Source organism: Streptomyces sp. NPDC001889, assembly GCF_053594535.1.
This window is the reverse complement of sequence record NZ_JBSFER010000004.1, coordinates 241,513-262,249: the sequence shown is the minus strand read 5'-3', so window position 1 is coordinate 262,249 and position 20,737 is coordinate 241,513. Positions and strand designations below refer to the sequence as shown.

Here is a 20,737-nt window from a genome sequence, read left to right as displayed (position 1 = left end):
GCGGCACCCGCTGCCACCCGGTGGCACCCGTCAACTGCGGTGCCGCGCCAGCCAGTCGGTGTGCTGCGGCGAGACGATGCGCTCGGTCTCGTACACCGCCGAAGGCCACTGCGCCTCCGTGACCGAGGTCTCCATCGCCGTGTGCATCGCCGCCAGATCCTCCTTCACCAGGGAGTGCGCGGCGATCAGCGGCTGATGCCGGCGGATCTCGCTCCACGCCACACAGCCGGCCGCCGCCGCCGCGAGCGGGGCCGCCGCGGTGGCCGAGCCGGTGAGCGCGAGGGCGTGCAGCAGCGAGAGGAAGAGCGCCGCCAGGGTGAGCAGCCCGATCGAGAGCGACCACAGCCGGGTCGCCCTGCGGGAGTTCGCCGCGCTGCGGTGGTACCAGTTGCGCTGTTCGATCAGCCGGTCCCGGATGAAGGTCTCCTTGCGGACGCCGAACGGCCCGGCGCGCAGCCGCCGCATCGCCGGCGTGATGAGTTCCCCGGCGGCGAGTTCGGGCTCCGAGTCCCGCGGATCGTCCCAGCCGACTTTTGTCAGCTCCCGTAAGCCTTCCTTTAGCCGGGAGATGAAGACTTCGTCCGATTCCGTGGACCTGTCGTCGAAGGGTGTTCCATGCACGGAATAGCGCCAGCACATCGACTTGATGAACTCGGCCGCGGAGCGATTCAGTTGCCATTGCGACTTTGCACTGCGCCTGGAGGTGCGGTAGCCCAGCAGGAGCACTCCGGCGTACGCCAACGCGGCGAGCGCGCCGCCCAGTTGGACATCCGCCCCCAGCGGCGGAAGCGGCAGCACCACGGCCGTGGCACCGGCCGTCAGCAGCAGGAGTTGGTAGCGCGTGGCGGCAATGGCCTCGCGCTGCCGGGCGATGGCTATCGCGTCGGTACGGTGGAAGAGAGCGGGGAGATCGCTGTTGCGGAACACGATGCTGCCCGTTGCGCCAGGAAACTTGGTCATGTGCCCCCCTGACTGCGTTATGCCTTCACTCTTTAGGCGGAATGGTCTGGTCCGCACCCGCCTGGGAGAATGTGACGAAACTCTTTTGTTCCATGTTCCCGTGCTGAGTTGCTGGCAGTGGGCATGAGAGTAAAGTCGTGCCGCCACCACCGCAATGGTGCGTGGTGCACCGTGCTAGGACACAAGATCAAGGACGGCCGTCATGACGTTTCAGACCACCGCAGTCTTCGCCGTCGCGAAGAAGAACCGAGTCCCGCTGGGGCAGATCGACGTCCGTGGTGGGGACGCGGCCAGAAAGCTCGCGCGCGTCCTGCCCGCCGGGGACGGGCGGACCGGACGTCCGGCGACCTTCAACTCCGCTCTCTAGCAAGGCCCGGAACCCCGGAACGGGCGCCGGACCGCCCCTAGACTGGCGGAATGAAAGGACCACTGGTCCCGTTCCGCGAGATCGTCCTCAAGGTTCACAGCAGATGTGATCTCAGCTGCGACCACTGCTATGTGTACGAACACGCCGATCACAGCTGGCGCGACCGCCCCCGGGCAATCTCCGACGAAGCGATTTCCCAGGCAGCTCTGCGACTGGCCGAGCACGCCAAGTCCCATGCCCTGCCCTCCGTGACAGTGATCCTGCACGGAGGGGAGCCCCTGCTGGCGGGGCCCGCGCGACTGCGCCGGGTCTGCGAGGAACTGACCGCCGCACTCGACGGCGTGGCCGGACTCGATCTGCGCGTCCACACCAACGGGCTCCAGCTCAGCCCCCGCTACCTCGATCTCTTCGACGCCTTCGGCGTCCGGGTCGGCATCTCCCTCGACGGGGACCGCGACGCCAACGACCGGCACCGCCGGTTCGCCGACGGCCGCAGCAGCCACCCCCTGGTCCTGCGCGCGGTCCGGCTGCTCCGCGAGGAGCGCTACCGCCATCTCTACCTCGGTCTGCTCTGCACGGTCGACGTGGCCAACGACCCGGTCGCGGTGTACGACGCGCTCGCCGAACTGGAGCCCCCGCGCGTCGACTTCCTGCTGCCGCACGCCACCTGGGACACCCCGCCGCCCCGCCCCGGAGGCTCGCCCACCGCCTACGCCGACTGGCTGCTGCGGGTCTTCGACCGCTGGGACGAGCGGGGCCGGACCATCCCGGTACGGCTCTTCGAGTCCGTGCTCTCCACCCTCGCGGGCGGCCCGAGCCTCACCGAGTCCCTGGGGCTCGCCCCCACCGACCTGGTCGTCGTGGAGACCGACGGAGCCCTGGAGCAGACCGACTCCCTCAAGACCGCCTACGACGGCGCCGCCGCCACCGGCTTCGACATCTTCACCCACTCCCTGGACCTGGTGGCCGCGCACCCGGGGGTCCGGGCCCGCCAGCTCGAACTGGCCGGGGTCGGCGAGACCTGCCGCACCTGTCCCGTGGTGCGCTCCTGCGGCGGCGGCCTCTACACCCACCGCTACAGCTCCCACCGGGGCTTCGACAACACCTCCGTCTACTGCGCCGATCTCGAGGCCCTGATCCGGGGCGTCGAGCGGCGCTCGGTCCGTCCGCTGACGCCCGCCGCGCTCACCGGGCCCGGGGCCCTCGCCGCCGAGCACCTCGATCTGACCGCGACCCTGCTGGCCTCGCTCCACCGGGAACTCGACGGCCGGGGCGGCGAGAGCTGGGAGCGGGCCTGGGAGACGGCGCTCGCGCTCGACACCGCCGGGCTGCTCGACCCCGTGCTGCGCCACCCCTACACCCACACCTGGCTGCGCCGCACCCTCACCGCGCTCGCCGCCGGCCGTCCGTCGGCCCGCGCCGACGCCCTGCGGCTCCCCGCCCATCTGGCCACCGCCCTCGTCGCCGCCCAGGACCCGGCCCCGGTCCGCGTTCCGTACGCCGGCGGGCTGCTGCATCTGCCCGCGCTCGGGACCCTGCGCGTGGGCCCGCCCGGCGCGCGGGGCGAGGCCGTCGTACGGGCCCGGGGGGCGGACGGCTTCTCGGTGGCGGTGGCCGGCCTGCCGGAGCGCCGGGTGCGCCCCGGGGAGGAGGCGGCCGGCTGGCTGCCCGTGCGGACCGTCGGCGGCCGGGACGGGGCGCCGCTGCTCCGGCTGGACGACCTGGACCCCTGGCGGGACTGCTTCGACGCCACCCCGCGCCCCCGGCTCTCCGCCGGCGAGGCCGCCGACTGGGACCGGCTGCTGGTCCGGGCGTGGACGGAGCTGCGGGCCAGGGCTCCGCGCCAGGCGGCGGAGGCGGCCCGGTCCCTGACCACCCTGACCCCGCTGGCCCCGGCGCCTCCCGCACCCCCGCCGGTGTCCCCCGCGGCCCCGGCGCCCCCGCGGCCCCCCTGGCCGGCGCCGGACTTTGGCCGGTCCTCCACGCGTGAGCCGGGCGTGCGCGGGCACGGATACGGAGCGCTGGGGATCGCCCTGACCGCCGCCTCCCCCGACCCGGCCGCCGCGCTGCTGCGCGGTTTCCGGCGGGCGAAGCTGAACGCCCTGCTGGAAGTCGCGGATCTCTATGCGCAGGATGGCTGGTGGCGTCATCCGGCGCCCTGGCAGGAGGGTGAGGTTCCGGTGTCCGAACTGCTGGCGGGAGTCTGCGAGCGGGTGGGCCTCGCGCCCCTCGACCCCGAGGGGGCGCATCAGGCCAGAGCGGGGCTGAAGACGCTGGAGGGCGCGCCGGAGCTGACCACCGGCGGGCGGCTGCTCGTGGCGGAGCTGCGGGACGAGCTCGACGGCCCCGGCGCGGAGCGCGCGCATGGCTGAGGCCGGCCGCCCGGCCCCGCGCCCCACCCGCCCCGGGAGCCCCGGGGACCACCAGCGGCTGGTGCGGTCACTGCGGACGCTGGGTGTGCGGGAGGGCGAGATCCTGCTGGTGCACGCCGCCCTGCGCACCACCGGACTCCGCTCGGACGACCTCAGGGACGCGCTGCTCGACGCCCTGGGACCCCGGGGCACCCTGGTGACCCCCGCGTTCACCGAGGCGAACTCCGACACCTCCGACGCCTACCGCGCGCTCACCGCGCGGATGACCGAAGGCGAAGCGGAAACCTTCCGGCGGAACATGCCGGCCTTCGACCCGGCCACCACCCCCAGCCAGGGCATGGGACGGCTCGCGGAGTCCATCCGTACCGCCGAGGGAGCCGTGCGCAGCGCCCACCCCCAGACCTCCTTCGCCGCCCTGGGAGCCCGCGCCGCGGAACTGCTCGCCGGTCACACCCTCTCCTCGCACCTCGGCGAGGAATCACCGCTCGGCGCGCTCTACCGGGAAGGTGCCCGGGTATTGATGATCAATGTGGATTTCGATGTCTGCACCGCCTTTCATCTCGCCGAGTACCGGACCAATGCACCCCTTCGGTCGTACCGTTGTGTAGTTCGGCTCCCCGACGGGGGTAAGAAATGGACGGAGTACGAGGACGTCCGGCTCGACGAGAGCGACTTCGGCGCGATCGGCGCCGCATTCACCTGGGGCATGGAACAGAAGGGGCAGTTGAGGGGAAGGCCCGCACGGCTGTTCTCGGTCGGGGCCGCGGTTGATCACGCCGTGGCCTGGATGAACGAAAAGCGGCGCGGCCGGACCGGACAGCAGCGGAACGGAGCGAATCCGGCTCCGGAATGATGAATTCGCCCGTGGACCGCGTCAACGGCGGATGGGGGAGCGGGTGCTCACACAGGACGGGGGTCGTGTGTCGGAAACAGCGCAACGCGCGCCGGACCACCGGCCGTACTTCTTCTTGAGTTACGCGCACACACCGAGGTTCGGGGTCGGAGGGCCCGACCCCGACATGTGGGTCGAAAGGCTGTTCAGAGATCTCTGCGGCCATGTGCTGGCCCTGACCGATCTGCCGGCCGGCTCCCCGGCCGGCTTCATGGACCGGGAGATCCGCACCGGCGAGGGCTGGTCGGAGCGGCTCGGAGAGACCCTCTCCACCTGCCGGGTCTTCGTCCCCCTCTTCTCCCCCCGGTACTTCGCCAGCGAGATGTGCGGCAAGGAGTGGTACGCCTTCGCCCAGCGCGCCATCTACCACCACGCCAAGAGCAACCGCTCGGTGGAGGCCATCGTCCCCGCGCTCTGGGTGCCCGTCCCGCCGAAGCAGCTCCCCGGACCCGCCGAGCGGCTCCAGTTCAACCACCGGGCCTTCGGCGACCTCTATGTCACCGAGGGGCTCTACGGCCTGATCAAACTGCGCCGGTTCGCCGAGGAGTACGAGGCCGCCGTCTACGAACTGGCCAAGCGCATCGTCAGCGTCGCCGACACCACCCGGGTCGCCTCCGGCAGCCCCGTCGACTACCGGCACGCGCCCAGCGCCTTCGGCAAGCCCAGCGGCGGACCCCGCCCCATGCATCTCACCGTCGCCGCACCCACCCGGCACGACCTCCCCGACGGCCGCGCCCCCGAGTACTACGGCAAGGACCCCCAGGACTGGAACCCCTACCACCCGGACTCGGCCCGCCCGCTCGCCCTGGTCGCCCAGGACCTGGTCCGCTCCCTCAACTACCAGGCCACCATCTCCTCCTTCGACCACGAGTCACCGCCCGACCCCCGGCAGCCGCCCACCCGGCCCGAGATACTCCTGATGGACCGCTGGGCGCTGGAGGACGACGAGCGCTGCGCCCGGCTCGCCGCCTTCGACGCCGAACCGCGCCCCTGGGTCAGCCTGGTCGTCGCCTGGAACCGCGACGACCCCCAGAGCCGGGCCTCCGAGTCCGATCTGGTGCGGAAACTGGAGCGGATCATGCCGCGCCAGATGAGCCAGGGCCGCCCCGCCTGCCGGCTCGCGGCCCGGGGCGTGTTCAGCATGGAGGCCTTCGGGCACATCCTGCCCGAGGTCGTGGAATCGGCCGCCCAGGAGTTCCTGCGGCACGCCGAGGTCTTCCCGCCCGCCCCGCCCGCCGCACCGCCGGCGCGCACCCGGTTCCGGCTGACCGGCCCCGCGGGCTACCCCGACACCATCCCCGGCGACACCCACTCACGTGGCACAGACCCCGATGCGGAGGACACGGATGACGGCCAGTCGTGACGGACGCATCGTCACCTTCTACTCATACAAGGGCGGCACCGGCCGCACCATGGCCCTGGCCAACACGGCCTGGATTCTCGCCTCCAACGGCAAGCGGGTCCTGGCCGTCGACTGGGACCTGGAGGCGCCCGGCCTGCACCGCTTCTTCCACCCCTTCCTCGACCCCTCCACCCTCGGTGCCACCACCGGCGTCATCGACCTCATCACCGAGTACGCCTGGGCCGCCATCACCCCCGACACCGGCCGCCGCGACGACTGGCACACCGACTACGCCCGCATCCAGCCGCACGCCGTCTCCCTCTCGCCGGAGAACCTCGGCTGGGAGTTCCCCGCGGGCGGCACCCTGGACTTCGTCTCCGCGGGGCGCCAGAACCGGGAGTACTCGGCCACCGTCTCCACCTTCGACTGGGACAACTTCTACGACCGCCTCGGCGGCGGCCTCTTCTTCGACGCCCTGCGCGAGGACATGAAGGCCACCTACGACTACGTCCTCATCGACAGCCGCACCGGCCTCAGCGACATCGCCGACATCTGCACCGTCCACCTCCCCGACGTCCTCGTCGACTGCTTCACCCTCAGCGACCAGTCCATCGACGGCGCCGCCTCCGTCGCCCGCCAGATCGACGAGCGCTACGGCGGCCGGGGCATCAGGATCTACCCGGTGCCGATGCGCATCGACGAGGGCGAGAAGGAGAAGGCCGACGCGGGCCGGGCGCTGGCCCGGGTGAAGTTCGACCGCTTCCCCACCGGCCTCACCGGCGAGGAGCTGACCTCCTACTGGGGCGCGGTGGAGATCCCGTACCGCCCCTACTACGCCTACGAGGAGACCCTCGCCACCTTCGGCGACGAGACCGGGCTGACCAACTCCCTGCTCTCCGCCTTCGAACGGCTCACCTCCGTCATCACCGAGCACCGCGTCACCTCCATGCCCGCGGTCGGCGACGAGATCCGGCTCCGCATCAAGGACGCGTTCACCCGGCGCAGGCCCGCGCTCCCCGCCGATCTGCTGCTCAGCTATGTCGCCGAGAACCGCATGTGGGCCGACTGGGTCGAAGCCGTGCTCACCCGGGCCGGATTCCGGGTCGTCCCCCGCGATGTCTCCGTCGAGCGCGACCCCGCCGAGGCCCCGCCCTCCGCCGGCACCACCTCCCGTACCGTCTTCCTGCTCTCCAGCGCCTACCTCAAGTCACCCCGCGCGATGAGCCTCTGGCAGCGCGCCTTCGCCGAGGACTCCGGGGGCACCCGCCGGCACGTGCTGCCGCTGCGCATCGGCGACGTCCGGCTCAACACCCCCTTCGCCGACCGCAACAGCGTCGACCTCTTCCGGCTGGACGAGGTCCAGGCCACCAGCGCCCTGCTGCGCGCCCTGGAACGCCCCGTGCAGCCGCCCGACGCCCAGTCGCCGGGACCGCGCTTCCCCGGCACCGTCCCCAAGATCTGGAACGCCCCGCCCCGCAACCCCGGCTTCACCGGGCGCTCCGTCGCCCTGGAGCAGATGCGCGACCGGCTCGGCGGCGGCATGGCGGTGGCCGCCGTACTGCCCCAGCCGCAGACCCTGTACGGACTCGGCGGCGTCGGCAAGACCCAGGTCGCCATCGAGTACGTGCACCGATTCATGGCCGACTACGACCTGGTGTGGTGGATCTCGGCGGAGCAGCCCGACGATGTCATCGAAGGACTCGCCGACCTCGCCACCCGGCTCGGCGCCCAGGGCGGCGAGGACATGGCCGCCGCCTCCCGGGAGGCCATCGACCTGCTGCGGCGCGGTGTGCCGCACGCCCGCTGGCTGCTGGTCTTCGACAACGCCGACGACCCCGAACAGCTGAAGCGGTTCTTCCCGCCCCAGGGCCCCGGGCACATCCTCGTCACCTCCAGGAACCAGACCTGGTCGCAGTACGGCGACGCGCTCGCCATCGATGTCTTCACCCGCGAGGAGTCCATCGAGCACCTCCAGCGCCGGGCCCGCGGACTGACCATCGACGACGCCGACCGGGTCGCCACCGCCGTCGGCGATCTCCCGCTCGCCGTCGAGCAGGCCGCGGCCTGGATCGCCGAGACCGCGACCCCGGTCTCCGACTATCTGGAGCTGCTCGGGGAACAGGCCACCAGCGTCCTCGCGCTCAACCAGCCCGCCGGCTACCCGGAGCCCGTCGCCGCGACCTGGAACGTCTCCATCGAGAAGCTCAAGGAGCGCTCACCCGCGGCGGTGCGGCTCCTCCAGCTCTGCGCCTTCTTCGCCCCCGAGCCGATCTCCGCCAACCTCCTCTACAGCAAGGAGATGATCGACGCCCTCAAGCCGTACGACGCCTCGCTCCAGGAGAAGCTGGTCCTCGGCCGGGTCATCCGGGAGATCGGCCGGTTCGCCCTGGCCAAGGTCGACCAGGTGAACAACAGCATCCAGGTGCACCGGCTGGTGCAGGCCGTCATCCGCGCCCAGCTCACCGAGCAGGAGCAGCGCGACGCGCGGCACGCCGTCCACCGGGTCCTCGCCGGAGCGCGGCCCGACGACGACGAACCCATCGACAACCCCAGCACCTGGGAGCGGTTCGGCACCATCTGGCCGCATCTGGCCACCTCGGAGGCGCGCACCTGCCGGGAACCGGAGACCCGGCGGCTCCTCATCGACCGGGTGCGCTATCTCTGGAAGCGCGGCGACTGGGTCACCGCCAAGGCCGTCGCCGACGAGGTCCGCGAGACCTGGCGGACCATGCTGGGCACCGACGACCTCCAGTACCTCTACCTCTGCTTCCACATCTCCAACCTCTACCGCTCGCAGGGCCGCTACCAGGAGGCCATGACCCTCGACCAGCAGACCCTGGAGCGCCAGCGGGTGGTGCTCGGCGCCACCCATCCGCACACCTACATGACCACCAGCGGACTCGCGATGGACCTGGGCACCCTCGGCCAGTACGGCAGGGCGATGGAGCTGGCGCGCGAGGCCCACGAGGGGTTCAGCCAGATCTTCCACGAGTCGCACCCCCGGACCCTGGCCGCCGCCAACAACCTGGCGCTCAATCTCCGGATGGTCGGCCAGTACTCCCGGGCCCGCGAGATCGACCAGGAGGTCTTCGACCGGCGCACCGAGGTGCACGGCCCCATCCATCCGTACACCCTCTCCTCCGCCACCTCCCTCGCCCGCGATCTGCGCGAGGTCGGCCGGTACGAGGACTCGGTCACCCTGCTGGTGCGCACCTACGAGCTGTACAAGGACCACATGGGACGGACCTTCCCGGGCACCCTGGCGGCGGCCAAGTCCCTGGCCGTCTCGCTGCGCAGGGCCGGCCGGCTGGAGGACGCCCGGCGGCTGACCACGGCCACCCGCAACCGCTACCGCGCCGGGTACAACAGCGCCACCCCCGACTCCCTCGCCTGCGATCTCAACCTCGCCGCGGACCTCTTCGCCGCCGGTGAGCCGGTCGCGGCCCGCGATCTGGCGCAGGAGGTGGTGGACCAGTACATGAAGGTGCCGGGGGAGCGGCATCCGTACACCCTCGCCGCCATCAACAACCTCGGGATCTACCAGTGGGGCTGCGGCGACCCGGAGTCCTCGGAGCACCTGCTGCTGAAGGTGAGCACCCGGATGCGGGAGGTCCTCGGCGACAGCCATCCCCACTACCTCTACAGCACCATCAACCTCGCCAACGCCCTCGCCGACCTGGGCGGCGCGGAGGAGGCGCTGGAGATCGAGGAGCGTTCGGTGGCCCGGCTGCGCGAGGTGCTCGGACCGCACCACCCCGAGGTGCTCGGTGTCGCCTCCAACCTCGCGGTGACGCTGGGGTCGCTGGGACGCAAGGCCGAGGCCGCGCAGCTGAGGGCGGAGACCGTGGAGGAGCTGGGCCGGCAGTTGAGCGAGGACCACGCCCTGACCAGGATCGCCCGCGACGAACGCCGGGTGCACCGGGATCTGGAGCCGCTCGCCGTCTGACCCGGGGCCCGGGCCCGGCCCTCCGCCGGACGGGACCGGGCCTCACTCCTCCAGCAGCCAGGTCAGCACCCGCGGCAGCGCGTGGAGGGCGTCGAAGTGCGCCGCCGCGGGTTCCAGCACGGCGGTCACCCCCGGGATGCGCTCCGCGAGCCAGCGCGAGTGACCCACCGGTGAGAAGACGTCCTTCTCACCGTGCCAGAGCAGCACCGGACCCTTGATGTCCGCCGGGTCGAACCCCCAGGGGGAGCAGAAGGCCAGCGCGTCGTCGATCCAGCCGTACGCCGATGTCCGCAGTGCCTCCTGGTAGTTGCGCAGCAGCATCCGCCGCACCCCCGCGTCCGCCACCACCATCCGGTCGGAGTCCGTCAGCTCCCTGCGCAGATCGTCGAGGAGTCTGATGGGGTCCTTCCGGATCTGGGCCGAGCGGAGGATGAACCGCTCCGTGAGCACCGCCGGATTGTCCGACGCGAAGGTGAACTCCAGCACATTGGAGGCCGCCATTCCCTCGAACCAGTCCAGACCATCCGCGTCCCGGGGGGCCAGTGTCACCAGGGCCGCGGTCCGGGTGACCCGCTCCGGCATCAGGGCCGCGCAGGCCAGCGCGTGCGGCGCGCCGCCCGAGCGGCCCACCACGGCGAACCGGTCCAGCCCCAGTTCGTCGGCGATGGCCCGGACATCCTCGGCGACATCGACCACACTCCGCCCCGCGAGCCGGTCCGAACCCCCGTACCCGGGGCGGTCGTAGGCGATCAACTGGGTGCGCCGCTGGTAGAGCACCATGCCGCGCGGGGCCGGCCCCAGTCTGCTGCCGGGTGTCCCGTGCAGCAGGAAGACCGGTCTTCCGCGCGGATCACCCAGCCGCTCCACCATCAGATGCCGCCCGTCCGCCGCGTGCACCCGATGCCGCACACCCGCCCCTTCCGCCGTATGCGTCCCACGCGAGCAGTCATGAGATTCCGCCATTTCCCACCCCCCATCACGTCTACCCAGCGGGGTCGTTGATCGGGCCTGGTTCCACCGTCTTTCGGGAAATCCCGCCGAAGCGCCCGTACGCACGCGGTGAAGGCGCCGTGAACGCCCGCGCGTTGTCGTGTGCCCGTTCTGGAACCGTCCTTGTGTGCCCGCTCGGCGCCTCTGCATAGTGGGCGGCCCAACCCTCCGTGTCCACCGGGCACCCCACCGCCCGGACACGCCCCCCACAGGAGGCGACGTTGAAGCACCGTCGTATATCCGGCAGAAAAGCCGCGCTGGCCGGAGCCTGCGCACTCGCCCTGGCCGCCACCGGCCTCACCCTCCAGAGCGCCGGCGCGGGTGAGCGGTCCCGCCCCGCCGCCGGGCCGCTCTCCGCCGCCGACGCCGGGGAACTGGCCGCCGAACTCACCGGGAAGCTGGGCGACGGCGCGGCCGGCGCCCACTACGACGCCGGGACCCGGACCCTCGTGGTCAATGTCGTGGACCGGGCCGCCGCGACGGCCGTGCGGGACGCCGGCGCCCGGGCCAGGACCGTCGCCAACAGCACGGCCGAGCTGGACGGCGCCCGCCGGACCCTCGCCGAGAAGGCCGCCATCCCCGGCACGGCCTGGGCGCAGGACCCGGTCAGCAACAAGATCGCTGTCACCGCCGACCGCACGGTCACCGGCGCGAAGTGGGACCGGCTCGCCGCCGTCGTCGAGAAGCTGGGCGGCACGGCGGAACTCCGGAAGTCGCCGGGCGAGTTCACTCCCCTCGCCTCCGGCGGCGACGCCATCCACTCCGGCGGCGGACGCTGCTCCCTGGGCTTCAACGTCGTCAAGAACGGCGCCCCGCACTTCATCACCGCCGGGCACTGCGGGCAGCCGGGCAGCCAGTGGTCCGCCACCGCGGGCGGCGCGCCGATCGGACGGATGACGGACTCCAGCTTCCCCGGCGACGACTACGCGCTGGTGAAGTACGGCGCCACCGGTCCGCAGCCCAGCGAGGTCAACCTCCACAACGGCTCCGCCCAGCCGATCGCCCGGGCCGGCGAGGCCACCGTGGGCATGCCGGTGAAGCGCAGCGGCTCCACGACCGGGCTGCACGAGGGCGCGGTCACCGGCCTCGGCGCCACCGTGAACTACGGCAACGGCGATGTGGTCAACGGGCTCATCCAGACCGATGTCTGCGCCGAGCCCGGAGACAGCGGCGGCTCCCTCTTCTCCGGCGACACCGCGATCGGTCTCACCTCCGGCGGCAGCGGCGACTGCGCGGCCGGCGGGACGACCTTCTTCCAGCCGGTTCCGGAGGTGCTCCGGGCCGTCGGGGCGAACATCGGCTGATCCGTCCCCGCTCCGCACCCCGCTCCGGCCCGCCGCACCAGCGGCGGGCCGGACCCGTCTACCGGGACTCCGGCGCCCGCGTGCCGGTGGCGGAGCGCCGCAGCAGCGCGCACCCCACCGTGATCAGCGATCCGGCGACCGCCCAGGCGGCCAGGATGAGCATCGGGCCGCCCGCGCCATGGCCCCGGAAGTACGCGATCGAGCGCGCCGCGAAGGTACCCGCCCCCGGGGGCAGCGCGGGCCCGATCGCCCGCCAGAACGGCGGCAGCAGCGGATACGGGTAGGCGCCCCCCGCACTCGGATTGCCGAGGACCACCACCAGCAGGATCGCCAGGCCGATCCCCACGATCCCGGCGAGCCCCTGAAGGGCGAGGGTGATCGCCCCGACCGTGAAGACCAGCAGCGCGCCGAGCCCCCACAGGGCCGGCACACTGCCGGGCAGGGCGTCCAGCACCGGGCCCGCGATCACCGCGCCGAGCAGCCCCGCCGCGATCGAGTACAGCAGCAGCGCGCCCAGCCGGATCACCGCCCGGTGGGCGTTGGCGGGCCGCGCGCCCGCGCTGATCGCGAGGATCGCGGCGCAGAGATAGCCGCCCACGCACCAGCCGACGACCAGATAGAAGGAGGAGAGCCCCCGGGTGTCGCCGGGGGAGTCCGGGACCGTGTCCACCACGTCCAGGCTCCGCCCCTCGGCCCGCTCCGCCTCTCCCACCGTCTCGATCAGGGCGTCGGCCAGCGACGCCCCCGCGGCGCTCGCCACCAGCAGCCGGTCGGTGCCGCCGCCGGTGATCACCAGCGCCCCGTCGACGTCCCGGTTCCGGATCTGCGCCCGCGCGCCCGCCTCGTCCCGTACCGCCCGGGGGTCGAGCGGATCACCGGGCAGCGCCCCCAGCCGCTCGACGGCCCGCTCGGCGAGCTGTGCGGTGGGCGCGGTGACGGCCAGCGGGACGCGGTGCGGCTCGGGCTTGTGGAAGGCGCCGATGTACGAGGTGATGAAGGCGATCTGAAGCGCCAGCACCCCGATCACCAGCACCGCGGCCCGCACGCTCACCGCGTCCTTGACCTCCGCGACAAAGCCCTGGGGGGCCGCGCGGCCGGGGGGCCGGGGGTCCGTTTCACTGCCGTCCGGTGTCCGGGTCATGACCCCACGCTCCGTGGCGCGGGGCCGTCACGCAGGTGCTGGGCGGCCGAATGGCCGAGCGGGACACCGCCCGGCGCCCGCCCGGACAACGGCCCGCGCGCCCGCCGGACAACGGCGGACGCGCGGGACGATCACCGGTTCGGTCCGGTCGTGCGGGGTGTCAGCGGCGGCTCCGGCCACCGGCGGTGGCGCGCCGGCGGGCGGTGCCGAACATGGCCGCCGCACCGAGGGCCAGCGCCGCGGCGCCGCCGATCGCGATGTACGGGGTGGTGCTGTCGCCGCCGGTCGCGGCGAGGTTGTCCTCCGCCGCCTCCTTCGCCACCGGGGCGGAGCCGCCCTGGGCCTCGGGGGCGTTGCCGTCGGACGCCGCCGACGTGGTGTCGGCGACGTGCTCGGCGTTGGCCTTCTGCTCGGCGGGGGTGTCGCCGCCGTGACCGCCGTGGTCCACGGTGGACTTCTCGGTGCCCTGCTTGATCTCGCCGTCGGAGGGCGCCTGGGCCACCGGGGCGCTGCCCGTGCCGCCGCCGCTCTCCTGGCCGATCACCACGTCGGAGCAGGTGTAGAAGGCCTCGGGGGAGTCCGAGCGCTGGAGGATCGAGTAGACCAGGTGGCGGCCGGTGCGCTCCGGGAGCTTGGCGTCGAAGACATAGGTGCCGTTGACCAGGTGGGGCTCGGTCTCGATCGAGGCGAAGGGCTGGGCCTCCAGGTCGGACCACTTCAGCGGCTGGGCGGGGTTGTAGCCGGCCTTGGTGATGTACAGCTCCAGCTTGCCCTTGTGGGGGGCGGTGGCCTTCCAGCGGAAGGTGTGGTTGCCGGCGGCCAGCTTGGTGGACGGCCAGTCGGTGCGGGGAGCGTCGAGGCCCTTGTACTTGGCGCGGCCCACGCTGCACAGCTTCCCGTCCGGGATGATCTGGCGGTGGCGGCCGGCGGCGTCACCGATGTTGACCTCGTTCCAGTCGTACAGCGGCTGGGTGCCGCCGGCCGCGACCAGGGCCTTGCACGCCGCAGAGTCGGGGCTCTCCGGGCCCTCGGCGAAACACGCCGAGACACGGCTGACCGGGTCCTGCATCGACCCGTGGGCGGCGGCGGGAGTGACGCTCAGCGTGGTCAGGGCGATCGGTGCGATACCGAGGGCGGCGATCGTGGCGACCTTGCGGCGAGCGGTCATGGTGGAGTTCTCCTCATGGAGGGTAGGGGGGTTCCGGGGCCGGCCCAACACAGACGGTGCGGCTCGTGACCGTCTGCGGTGCTGTCGTTCGAACCGGCCCCGGCGATCGACAAGCTAGCCGTCCCGACCCCGGAAATCGCCGCTGAGGAGGGGTCGGCGATGATCCTTATCCTTGTTTTAAGGACGCGCTAAGAGCGGGCTGAGGAAGAGCCGCGTTCCGGCCGCTATGCCCGGTCCGTGCGGAGAAGCACCGGCGGAGATCTCCGTGAAGACGTTCGCGAAAGCGAATGATGCATCGCTGCGGCCGTTGGCCGCCGCTCCCTCCGGCCCGCAGGAACGATCCGGCGCGGGTCAGTGCCGCGGTGGGCCCCTGCTCACCCGTTCGGGTGAACTCGCCGGTGGGTGCCCTTGACCTCGCGCCGGGCCCGGGGCGGACTGGTCCGGTGCCGTACCCGGTCCCGGCGCCCGGCCCCGGTGGGCGGGGTGGGGGCGGCGCCGGCCGGCGCCGGTTCCCGCCACGGTCGGCGCTCTTGTTCTGGACGGGACAAAAGTGGTCAACCGGAGGCCCGGGAACTGGTCAAGTGGGGCTTGACGGGGGCCCTGGAGCTGTAGCTTTGCTCTGTCGCCCGGTCGCTTTCCGGCCGACCGCCACACCCGGCCCCGGACCGGTACGACCGGTGGACCGAGCGAAGGAGGCATCCATGACCCTGACCCCCGAAGAGCGTCAGCAGTTCCTGGCCGAACCCCATATCGCGGCCCTGGCGGTGTGCGCGGGGGACGAGGGGCGGGCGCCCCTGACCGTGCCGGTCTGGTACCAGTACGCACCCGGCCGGGACATCTGGATCATGACCGGTCTCGGTTCCCGCAAGGAGCGGCTCATCGCCCGGGCCGGACGGTTCTCCCTGCTGGTGGACCGGGTGACGCCGAGCGTGCGGTACGTATCGGTCGAGGGGCCCGTCGTCGAGACGTCCCCGGCGACCCGGCAGCGGCTGGTGGAGATCACCGCGCGCTACCTTCCGGCGAAGCAGGTCGCGTCCTATGTCGAGTTCGCGGAGAAGGAGCTGGGCGAGCAGGTGGTCATCCATATGCGCCCCCAGCGGTGGAACAGCGCCGACCTGGGCCGGGTCTGACCGGGGCCGTCCGCCGCCCTCCCGCTCCCGTGTGCGGAAGCGAATCCCGGCACCCGGCACTCGGCGCCCCGGCCTCCCCCGCGCCGCGCCCGGCACCTCAGTACCGCGCCCGGCCTTCCCGGCGCGCCGCGCTCATCTGCCGACCAGCCGGTACCTCCGCTCCGGCCGGCCCGTGCCCCCGTACCGCAGGGTGACCTCCACCCGCCCCGTCTCCACGAAGTACTCCAGATACCGCCGCGCGCTCACCCGCGACAGCGACCCCGCCTCGGCGCACTGAGTGGCGGAAAGATCCCCCCGGTGCTCCCGCAGTATCCGCTCCACCAGCTCCGCCGTGTGCGGCGCCAGCCCCTTCGGCAGCCCGCGCGCCCCCGGCGGCCGGCCGCCGAATATCTGGTCCACGTCCTCCTGGCGCGCCTCACCCCCGAGCCGTTCGAAGCGTGACCGCAGCGCCGCCACATGCCTCAACTGCTCTTGCAGGGAAGCCTGGTTGAACGGCTTGATCAAGTAATGCAGCGCACCCGCCCGCAGCGCGGCCCGCACCAGGCCCGCGTCCCGGGCCGCCGTGATGAACAGTGCGTCCACCCTCGCCCGTGTCGCGTTCTGCTCCTCCGCCGCCCGCAGCTCACGCAGCACCGTCAGCCCATCCATATCGGGCAGATAGATGTCGAGCAAGACCAAATCGGGCCGTAGCCGCTCGGCCGCCCGCAGCGCCTCGGCGCCACTGTGCGCCACACCGACGACCCGGAACCCCTCCGTCGCGGACACATAGCGGCTGTGCAGCTTCGCGACCATGAAGTCGTCGTCCACCACCAGCACATTCATCACGCGCACACGCTAAGCGGTGACCACAATGACCACAACGTCCGTTGATTCCGGAAGAGAGACACTTTCTTAACGCACCGGCAACATGTGGGCCACTTCACACATTCCCCTACCGAAAGGCGGCTCACGTGCGATTGCGCACTCCCCTCGCCCTGCTCGGGGCGGCGCTGCTGGTGTTCGTGGGGCCGCCACTGCTCAGCGAGGGCAAAGGCTCCGACACCGGCACGCAGATTCCCGGGCTCCGGTTCATGGTTCCCAACACGCCGGGCGGCGGCTACGACATCACGGCGCGCACGGCGGCCAAGAACGCCGAGGACGCCAAGCTGACCCACGACATCGAGGTCTTCAACCTCCCCGGGGCCGGCGGCACCGTCGGTCTCACCCGGCTGATCAGCGAGCACGGCAACGGCAAGCTGGCGATGTCCATGGGCCTCGGCGTCGTCGGAGCGGTCCACACCAACAAGACGCCCAAGACCCTCGCCGACACCACCCCGATCGCCCGGCTCACCGAAGAGCAGGACATCGTCGTCGTCGGCAAGGACTCGCCGTTCAAGACCATCGAGGACCTTCTCACCGCCTGGAAGAAGGACCCCGGCAAGATCTCCGTCGGCGGCGGCTCGTCCCCGGGCGGCCCCGACCACCTGGCGCCCATGCTGATGGCCGAGGCGGCCGGTATCGCGCCCAAGACCGTCAACTACATCCCCTACGACGGCGGTGGCGAGCTGCTCGCCTCCATCCTCGGCAACAAGGTCGGCTTCGGCGTCTCCGGCGTCAGCGAGTACCTGGACCAGATCAAGTCGGGCGAGCTGCGGCTGCTGGCCGTCACCGGCCCCGAGCGGGTGCCCGGGCTCGACGCCCCCACCCTGCGCGAATCGGGTCTGGACACCGAGTTCACCAACTGGCGCGGGATCGTCGCCCCGCCCGGCATCTCGGGCGCCGAGCGCGACAAGCTCACCAACCTGATCGAGGAGCTGCACGCCTCCGACGAGTGGAAGGAGTCGCTGGAGAAGAACGGCTGGACCGACGCCTTCCTCACCGGCGACAAGTTCGGTGACTTCCTGGAGGAACAGGACAAGCGCGTGGACTCGGTGCTGAAGGAGCTCGGACTGTGAACTCACAGGAATCCCCCCAGGTCCCCTCGGCCCAGGCCTCCTCCCGGCCCGGCGGCTCCTGGCTGCGAGAGCACTCCGAGCTCGGCGTCAGCGTGCTGCTCTTCCTCATCGGCGTCCTCGTCCTCACCGACGCGTTCACCATGGACGTCGACATCGCCCAGCGCGGCCCCGTCGGCCCCAAGACCGTCCCGATCGTCGTCGGCGCCGGGCTGATCGTGATCGCCGTCCTGCTCGCCGTCGACGTCCTGCGCGGCGGTCGCGGCGAGGCCGAGGGCGGCGAGGACATCGACCTCAGCGAGCCCAGCGACTGGCGTACGGTCCTGCTGCTCGCGGGCGTCTTCCTCGGCTTCGCCGTGCTCATCACCCCGATCGGCTTCCCCGTCTCCGGCATGCTGCTCTTCTGGGGAGCCGCGTTCTCCCTCGGCAGCAGGCACTACCACCGGGACCCGCTGATCGCCGCCTTCCTCTCCCTCACGACGTACTACGTCTTCAACAATCTGCTCGGCGTTCCGCTCCCCGGTGGCCCGCTGATGGGGGTGCTCTAGCCGATGGACTCTCTCAATTCACTGATAGACGGGTTCGGTACCGCGCTGACCCCGATCAACCTCCTCTGGGCGGTGATCGGTGTCCTGCTGGGCACCGCGATCGGAGTGCTGCCCGGTATCGGACCCGCGATGGCGGTGGCCCTGCTGCTGCCCGTCACCTACGGCCTGGAGCCGACCGGCGCGTTCATCATGTTCGCCGGCATCTATTACGGAGCCATGTTCGGCGGCTCCACCACCTCGATCCTCCTCAACACCCCGGGGGAGAGCGCGGCCGTCGTCGCCGCCATCGAGGGCAATCCGATGGCCAAGGCGGGGCGCGGCGCCCAAGCGCTCGCCGCGGCCGCCGTCGGCCACTTCGCGGGCGGTCTGATCGGTACGATCCTGCTGGTCGCCCTCGCCCCGACGGTCGCCGAACTCGCCGTGGACATCGGCGCCCCGGACTACTTCGCGATCATGGTGCTCGCCTTCATCGCGGTCACCTCCGTGCTCGGCTCCTCCCGCATCCGCGGTCTCGCGTCCCTGCTGATCGGTCTCACCATCGGGCTCGTCGGGCTCGACCAGATGACCGGACAGCAGCGGCTCACCTTCGGCTCGCTCCAGCTCGCCGACGGTGTGGACGTCGTCATCGTCGCGGTCGGCCTCTTCGCCATCGGCGAGGCCCTCTGGGTCGCGGCCCATCTGCGCCGCGGCGGCGCCGAGCCCATCCCGGTCGGCCGCCCCTGGCTCGGCAAGGACGATGTGAAGCGCACCTGGAAGCCCTGGCTGCGCGGTCCCTTCATCGGCTTCCCGTTCGGCGCGATCCCCGCGGGCGGCGCCGAGATCCCGACCTTCCTCTCGTACGTCACCGAGAAGCGGCTCTCCAAGAACAAGAAGGAGTTCGGCAAGGGCGCGATCGAGGGCGTGGCGGGACCCGAGTCGGCGGCCTCCGCCTCCGCGGCGGGCACCCTGGTCTCGATGCTGACGCTGGGACTGCCCACCACGGCGGTCGCGGCCGTGATGCTCGCCGCCTTCCAGCAGTACGGCATCCAGCCCGGACCGCTGCTCTTCGAGCGCGAGCCGGACCTGGTGTGGGGCCTGATCGCCTCGCTCTTCGTCGGCATGGTGCTGCTGCTCGCCCTGAACCTGCCGCTCGCCCCGGTGTGGGCGAAGCTGCTGCGCATCCCGCGCCCCTACCTCTACGCGGGAATCCTGTTCTTCGCCGGGGTCGGCGCCTACGCGGTCGGCGGCGAGGCCCTCGACCTGGTGATCCTGCTGATCATCGGTCTGCTCGGATTCGGTATGCGGCGGTACGGACTGCCCGTGCTGCCGGCCGTCATCGGAGTGATCCTCGGCCCGGCCGCCGAGCAGCAGCTGCGCCGTGCGCTCCAGATCAGCGACGGCAGCATCACCGGACTGGTCAACACCCCGTTCTCGGTGACGATCTATGTGATCATCGCGATCCTGCTGGCCTGGCCCCTGATCAAGAAGGTCGTGCTGCGGCGCCGCGACGCCGCCGCGTGAGCGAGGACGCCCTCCCCGCCGCACCGGACACGGTGCGGCGGGGAGGGCGTCCGCCGTCGGGGCCCGGCGCGCCGGCCGTCACCCGTGGTCCGCGAGAACGCCTCCGCTACCGCGAGGCGTTCCCCCGTCCGGTCCCCAGCAGCTCCGGGAGGCCCCGCCCCAGGGCGAGGGCCTCCAGCCCGTCCAGGGCCCGCAGGGCCTCACCGGCGGCCTCGGGGTCCCGCTCGGGAAGACCGCTCGCGGTGAACTCGTCCTCGTCGAGGCGGAGCACCGACGCGCCGTCCGCCGACACCCACAGATCCAGCTCCAGGTCCTCCACGCTCAGCTCCCCGCCGGCGAGCCGGGCCGGCCGGGTGATGTCGCAGTACCAGCCCTTGAGCACCCCGTCGCCGGTGCGCACCTCCTTCACCGAGTACCACCGGTCGCGCCAGTAGTGCTCGGTGAACACATCGCCCGGCTCGAAGCGGACGAATCCGAAGTCCCGCACCCCGGCGCCCGCCCAGGGCGCGCGCACCACGGCGTGGGTGCCGTCGTCCAGGACCAGCTCCGCCGGATAGCGGATCTTCGTCCTGCCCGCCTTGATCAACCGCACTTCCACCGAAACCGTCATGGCCGGCACGGTACGCGGGCACCGGACCGGGCCGCCTCCGGGTTTCCCGGCGCCCGGCCCCCTCTGTGCTCCCCCCCGGTGCCCGCCCCGCGGGGGCGGCCTCCGTGTTCTCCCCGGCGCCCGGCGGCCCATGGGGGAGAATCGGCGGGTGACTCTCTCGATCGTCATCGACGCCGACGCCCCCTCCGCCCCCTTCGAGCAGCTCCGGGCCCAGATCTCCGGACAGGCCCGCTCGGGCGCGCTTCCGGTGGGCTACCGGCTGCCGACCGTGCGCGGACTCGCGGAGGAACTCGGCCTGGCCGCCAACACGGTCGCCAAGGCCTACCGGGCCCTGGAGGGGGACGGGGTGATCGAGACCCGGGGCCGCAACGGCACCTTCGTCGCGCCGGCGGCCGACGCCGCCTCCCGGGAACTCGCGGCGGCGGCACGGACCTTCGCCGAGCGCGCCCACCGTCTCGGCGCCACCCGGGAGGACGCGCTCACCGCCGCCCGGGACGCGGCCCGGGCGGCGTACGGCGACTGAGCCACCCGGGCGC

17 protein-coding genes are annotated in these 20,737 nt (G+C 72.1%); 11 read left to right on the top strand and 6 right to left on the bottom strand.

The window, feature by feature from the left end:
• Positions 1 to 30: 30 nt before the first annotated feature.
• Positions 31 to 960: a DUF4231 domain-containing protein gene (locus ACWCRA_RS06415; protein ID WP_451066944.1), complete on the bottom strand. Its 930-nt coding sequence runs from the start codon at positions 958 to 960 to the stop codon at positions 31 to 33.
• 202 nt (positions 961 to 1,162) lie between these two features.
• On the opposite strand from ACWCRA_RS06415, the gene fxsA reads away from it, so the two are divergent.
• From fxsA to fxsT, 5 genes are read left to right on the top strand one after another with little or no spacing between them, the layout of a single operon-like run.
• Positions 1,163 to 1,327: an FxSxx-COOH cyclophane-containing RiPP peptide gene (gene fxsA, locus ACWCRA_RS06410; protein WP_351551907.1), complete on the top strand. Its 165-nt coding sequence runs from the start codon at positions 1,163 to 1,165 to the stop codon at positions 1,325 to 1,327.
• 50 nt (positions 1,328 to 1,377) lie between these two features.
• Entirely contained in the window at positions 1,378 to 3,699 is a 2,322-nt protein-coding gene (gene fxsBH / locus ACWCRA_RS06405) for a radical SAM/SPASM protein FxsBH, inactivated beta-hydroxylase extension form (protein ID WP_451066943.1), read from the top strand.
• Positions 3,692 to 4,552, top strand: coding sequence for an aminoglycoside N(3)-acetyltransferase (locus ACWCRA_RS06400; protein WP_451066942.1), 861 nt, complete (start codon positions 3,692 to 3,694; stop codon positions 4,550 to 4,552). The genes fxsBH and ACWCRA_RS06400 overlap by 8 nt, the downstream gene beginning before the upstream one ends.
• A 31-nt stretch (positions 4,553 to 4,583) precedes the next feature.
• Complete coding sequence (locus tag ACWCRA_RS06395) at positions 4,584 to 5,954, top strand: TIR-like protein FxsC (RefSeq protein WP_451066941.1); 1,371 nt, start codon at positions 4,584 to 4,586, stop codon at positions 5,952 to 5,954.
• Positions 5,938 to 9,879 (top strand): FxSxx-COOH system tetratricopeptide repeat protein, encoded by a 3,942-nt coding sequence (fxsT, locus tag ACWCRA_RS06390; protein WP_351551896.1) that lies wholly within the window; start codon positions 5,938 to 5,940, stop codon positions 9,877 to 9,879. The genes ACWCRA_RS06395 and fxsT overlap by 17 nt, the downstream gene beginning before the upstream one ends.
• Positions 9,880 to 9,921: 42 nt before the next feature.
• Here the strand turns inward: fxsT and ACWCRA_RS06385 are convergent, their stop codons facing one another.
• On the bottom strand, positions 9,922 to 10,788 hold the full coding sequence (locus tag ACWCRA_RS06385; protein WP_351551893.1) for an alpha/beta fold hydrolase: 867 nt from the start codon (positions 10,786 to 10,788) through the stop codon (positions 9,922 to 9,924).
• Positions 10,789 to 11,090: 302 nt separating this feature from the next.
• Between ACWCRA_RS06385 and ACWCRA_RS06380 the strand changes: the two genes are divergently transcribed.
• Entirely contained in the window at positions 11,091 to 12,173 is a 1,083-nt protein-coding gene (locus ACWCRA_RS06380; protein ID WP_451066940.1) for a S1 family peptidase, read from the top strand.
• Positions 12,174 to 12,231: 58 nt separating this feature from the next.
• On the opposite strand, the gene ACWCRA_RS06375 is transcribed toward ACWCRA_RS06380, so the two are convergent.
• Both ACWCRA_RS06375 and ACWCRA_RS06370 read right to left on the bottom strand, forming a co-directional pair.
• The gene (locus ACWCRA_RS06375) at positions 12,232 to 13,314 is read right to left on the bottom strand and encodes a DUF3533 domain-containing protein (protein WP_451066939.1); all 1,083 of its coding nucleotides are present in this window, start codon (positions 13,312 to 13,314) and stop codon (positions 12,232 to 12,234) included.
• A gap of 160 nt (positions 13,315 to 13,474) precedes the next feature.
• The gene (locus ACWCRA_RS06370; RefSeq protein ID WP_351551885.1) at positions 13,475 to 14,482 is read right to left on the bottom strand and encodes a lytic polysaccharide monooxygenase auxiliary activity family 9 protein; all 1,008 of its coding nucleotides are present in this window, start codon (positions 14,480 to 14,482) and stop codon (positions 13,475 to 13,477) included.
• Between the two features lie 701 nt (positions 14,483 to 15,183).
• Between ACWCRA_RS06370 and ACWCRA_RS06365 the strand changes: the two genes are divergently transcribed.
• Positions 15,184 to 15,612 carry a pyridoxamine 5'-phosphate oxidase family protein gene (locus ACWCRA_RS06365; protein WP_351551882.1) on the top strand — a complete coding sequence of 143 codons (429 nt, stop codon included), beginning with the start codon at positions 15,184 to 15,186 and terminating at the stop codon, positions 15,610 to 15,612.
• 132 nt (positions 15,613 to 15,744) lie between these two features.
• On the opposite strand, the gene ACWCRA_RS06360 is transcribed toward ACWCRA_RS06365, so the two are convergent.
• Positions 15,745 to 16,434 carry a response regulator gene (locus ACWCRA_RS06360; RefSeq protein ID WP_351551992.1) on the bottom strand — a complete coding sequence of 230 codons (690 nt, stop codon included), beginning with the start codon at positions 16,432 to 16,434 and terminating at the stop codon, positions 15,745 to 15,747.
• Positions 16,435 to 16,562: 128 nt separating this feature from the next.
• Here ACWCRA_RS06360 and ACWCRA_RS06355 point away from each other — a divergent pair, with 128 nt between their 5' ends.
• Genes ACWCRA_RS06355 through ACWCRA_RS06345 form a run of 3 tightly spaced genes read left to right on the top strand, consistent with a single transcriptional unit; the run spans position 16,563 to position 19,591 of the window.
• Positions 16,563 to 17,546, top strand: a complete 984-nt coding sequence (locus ACWCRA_RS06355; protein WP_351551879.1) for a Bug family tripartite tricarboxylate transporter substrate binding protein — start codon at positions 16,563 to 16,565, stop codon at positions 17,544 to 17,546.
• The gene (locus tag ACWCRA_RS06350) at positions 17,543 to 18,091 is read left to right on the top strand and encodes a tripartite tricarboxylate transporter TctB family protein (RefSeq protein WP_351551876.1); all 549 of its coding nucleotides are present in this window, start codon (positions 17,543 to 17,545) and stop codon (positions 18,089 to 18,091) included. The genes ACWCRA_RS06355 and ACWCRA_RS06350 overlap by 4 nt, the downstream gene beginning before the upstream one ends.
• A gap of 3 nt (positions 18,092 to 18,094) precedes the next feature.
• Complete coding sequence (locus tag ACWCRA_RS06345) at positions 18,095 to 19,591, top strand: tripartite tricarboxylate transporter permease (protein ID WP_351551873.1); 1,497 nt, start codon at positions 18,095 to 18,097, stop codon at positions 19,589 to 19,591.
• 106 nt (positions 19,592 to 19,697) lie between these two features.
• Here the strand turns inward: ACWCRA_RS06345 and ACWCRA_RS06340 are convergent, their stop codons facing one another.
• Positions 19,698 to 20,201, bottom strand: coding sequence for a DUF402 domain-containing protein (locus ACWCRA_RS06340; RefSeq protein WP_351551870.1), 504 nt, complete (start codon positions 20,199 to 20,201; stop codon positions 19,698 to 19,700).
• A gap of 148 nt (positions 20,202 to 20,349) precedes the next feature.
• Between ACWCRA_RS06340 and ACWCRA_RS06335 the strand changes: the two genes are divergently transcribed.
• Positions 20,350 to 20,724 (top strand): GntR family transcriptional regulator, encoded by a 375-nt coding sequence (locus ACWCRA_RS06335; protein ID WP_351551867.1) that lies wholly within the window; start codon positions 20,350 to 20,352, stop codon positions 20,722 to 20,724.
• Positions 20,725 to 20,737 lie beyond the last annotated feature (13 nt).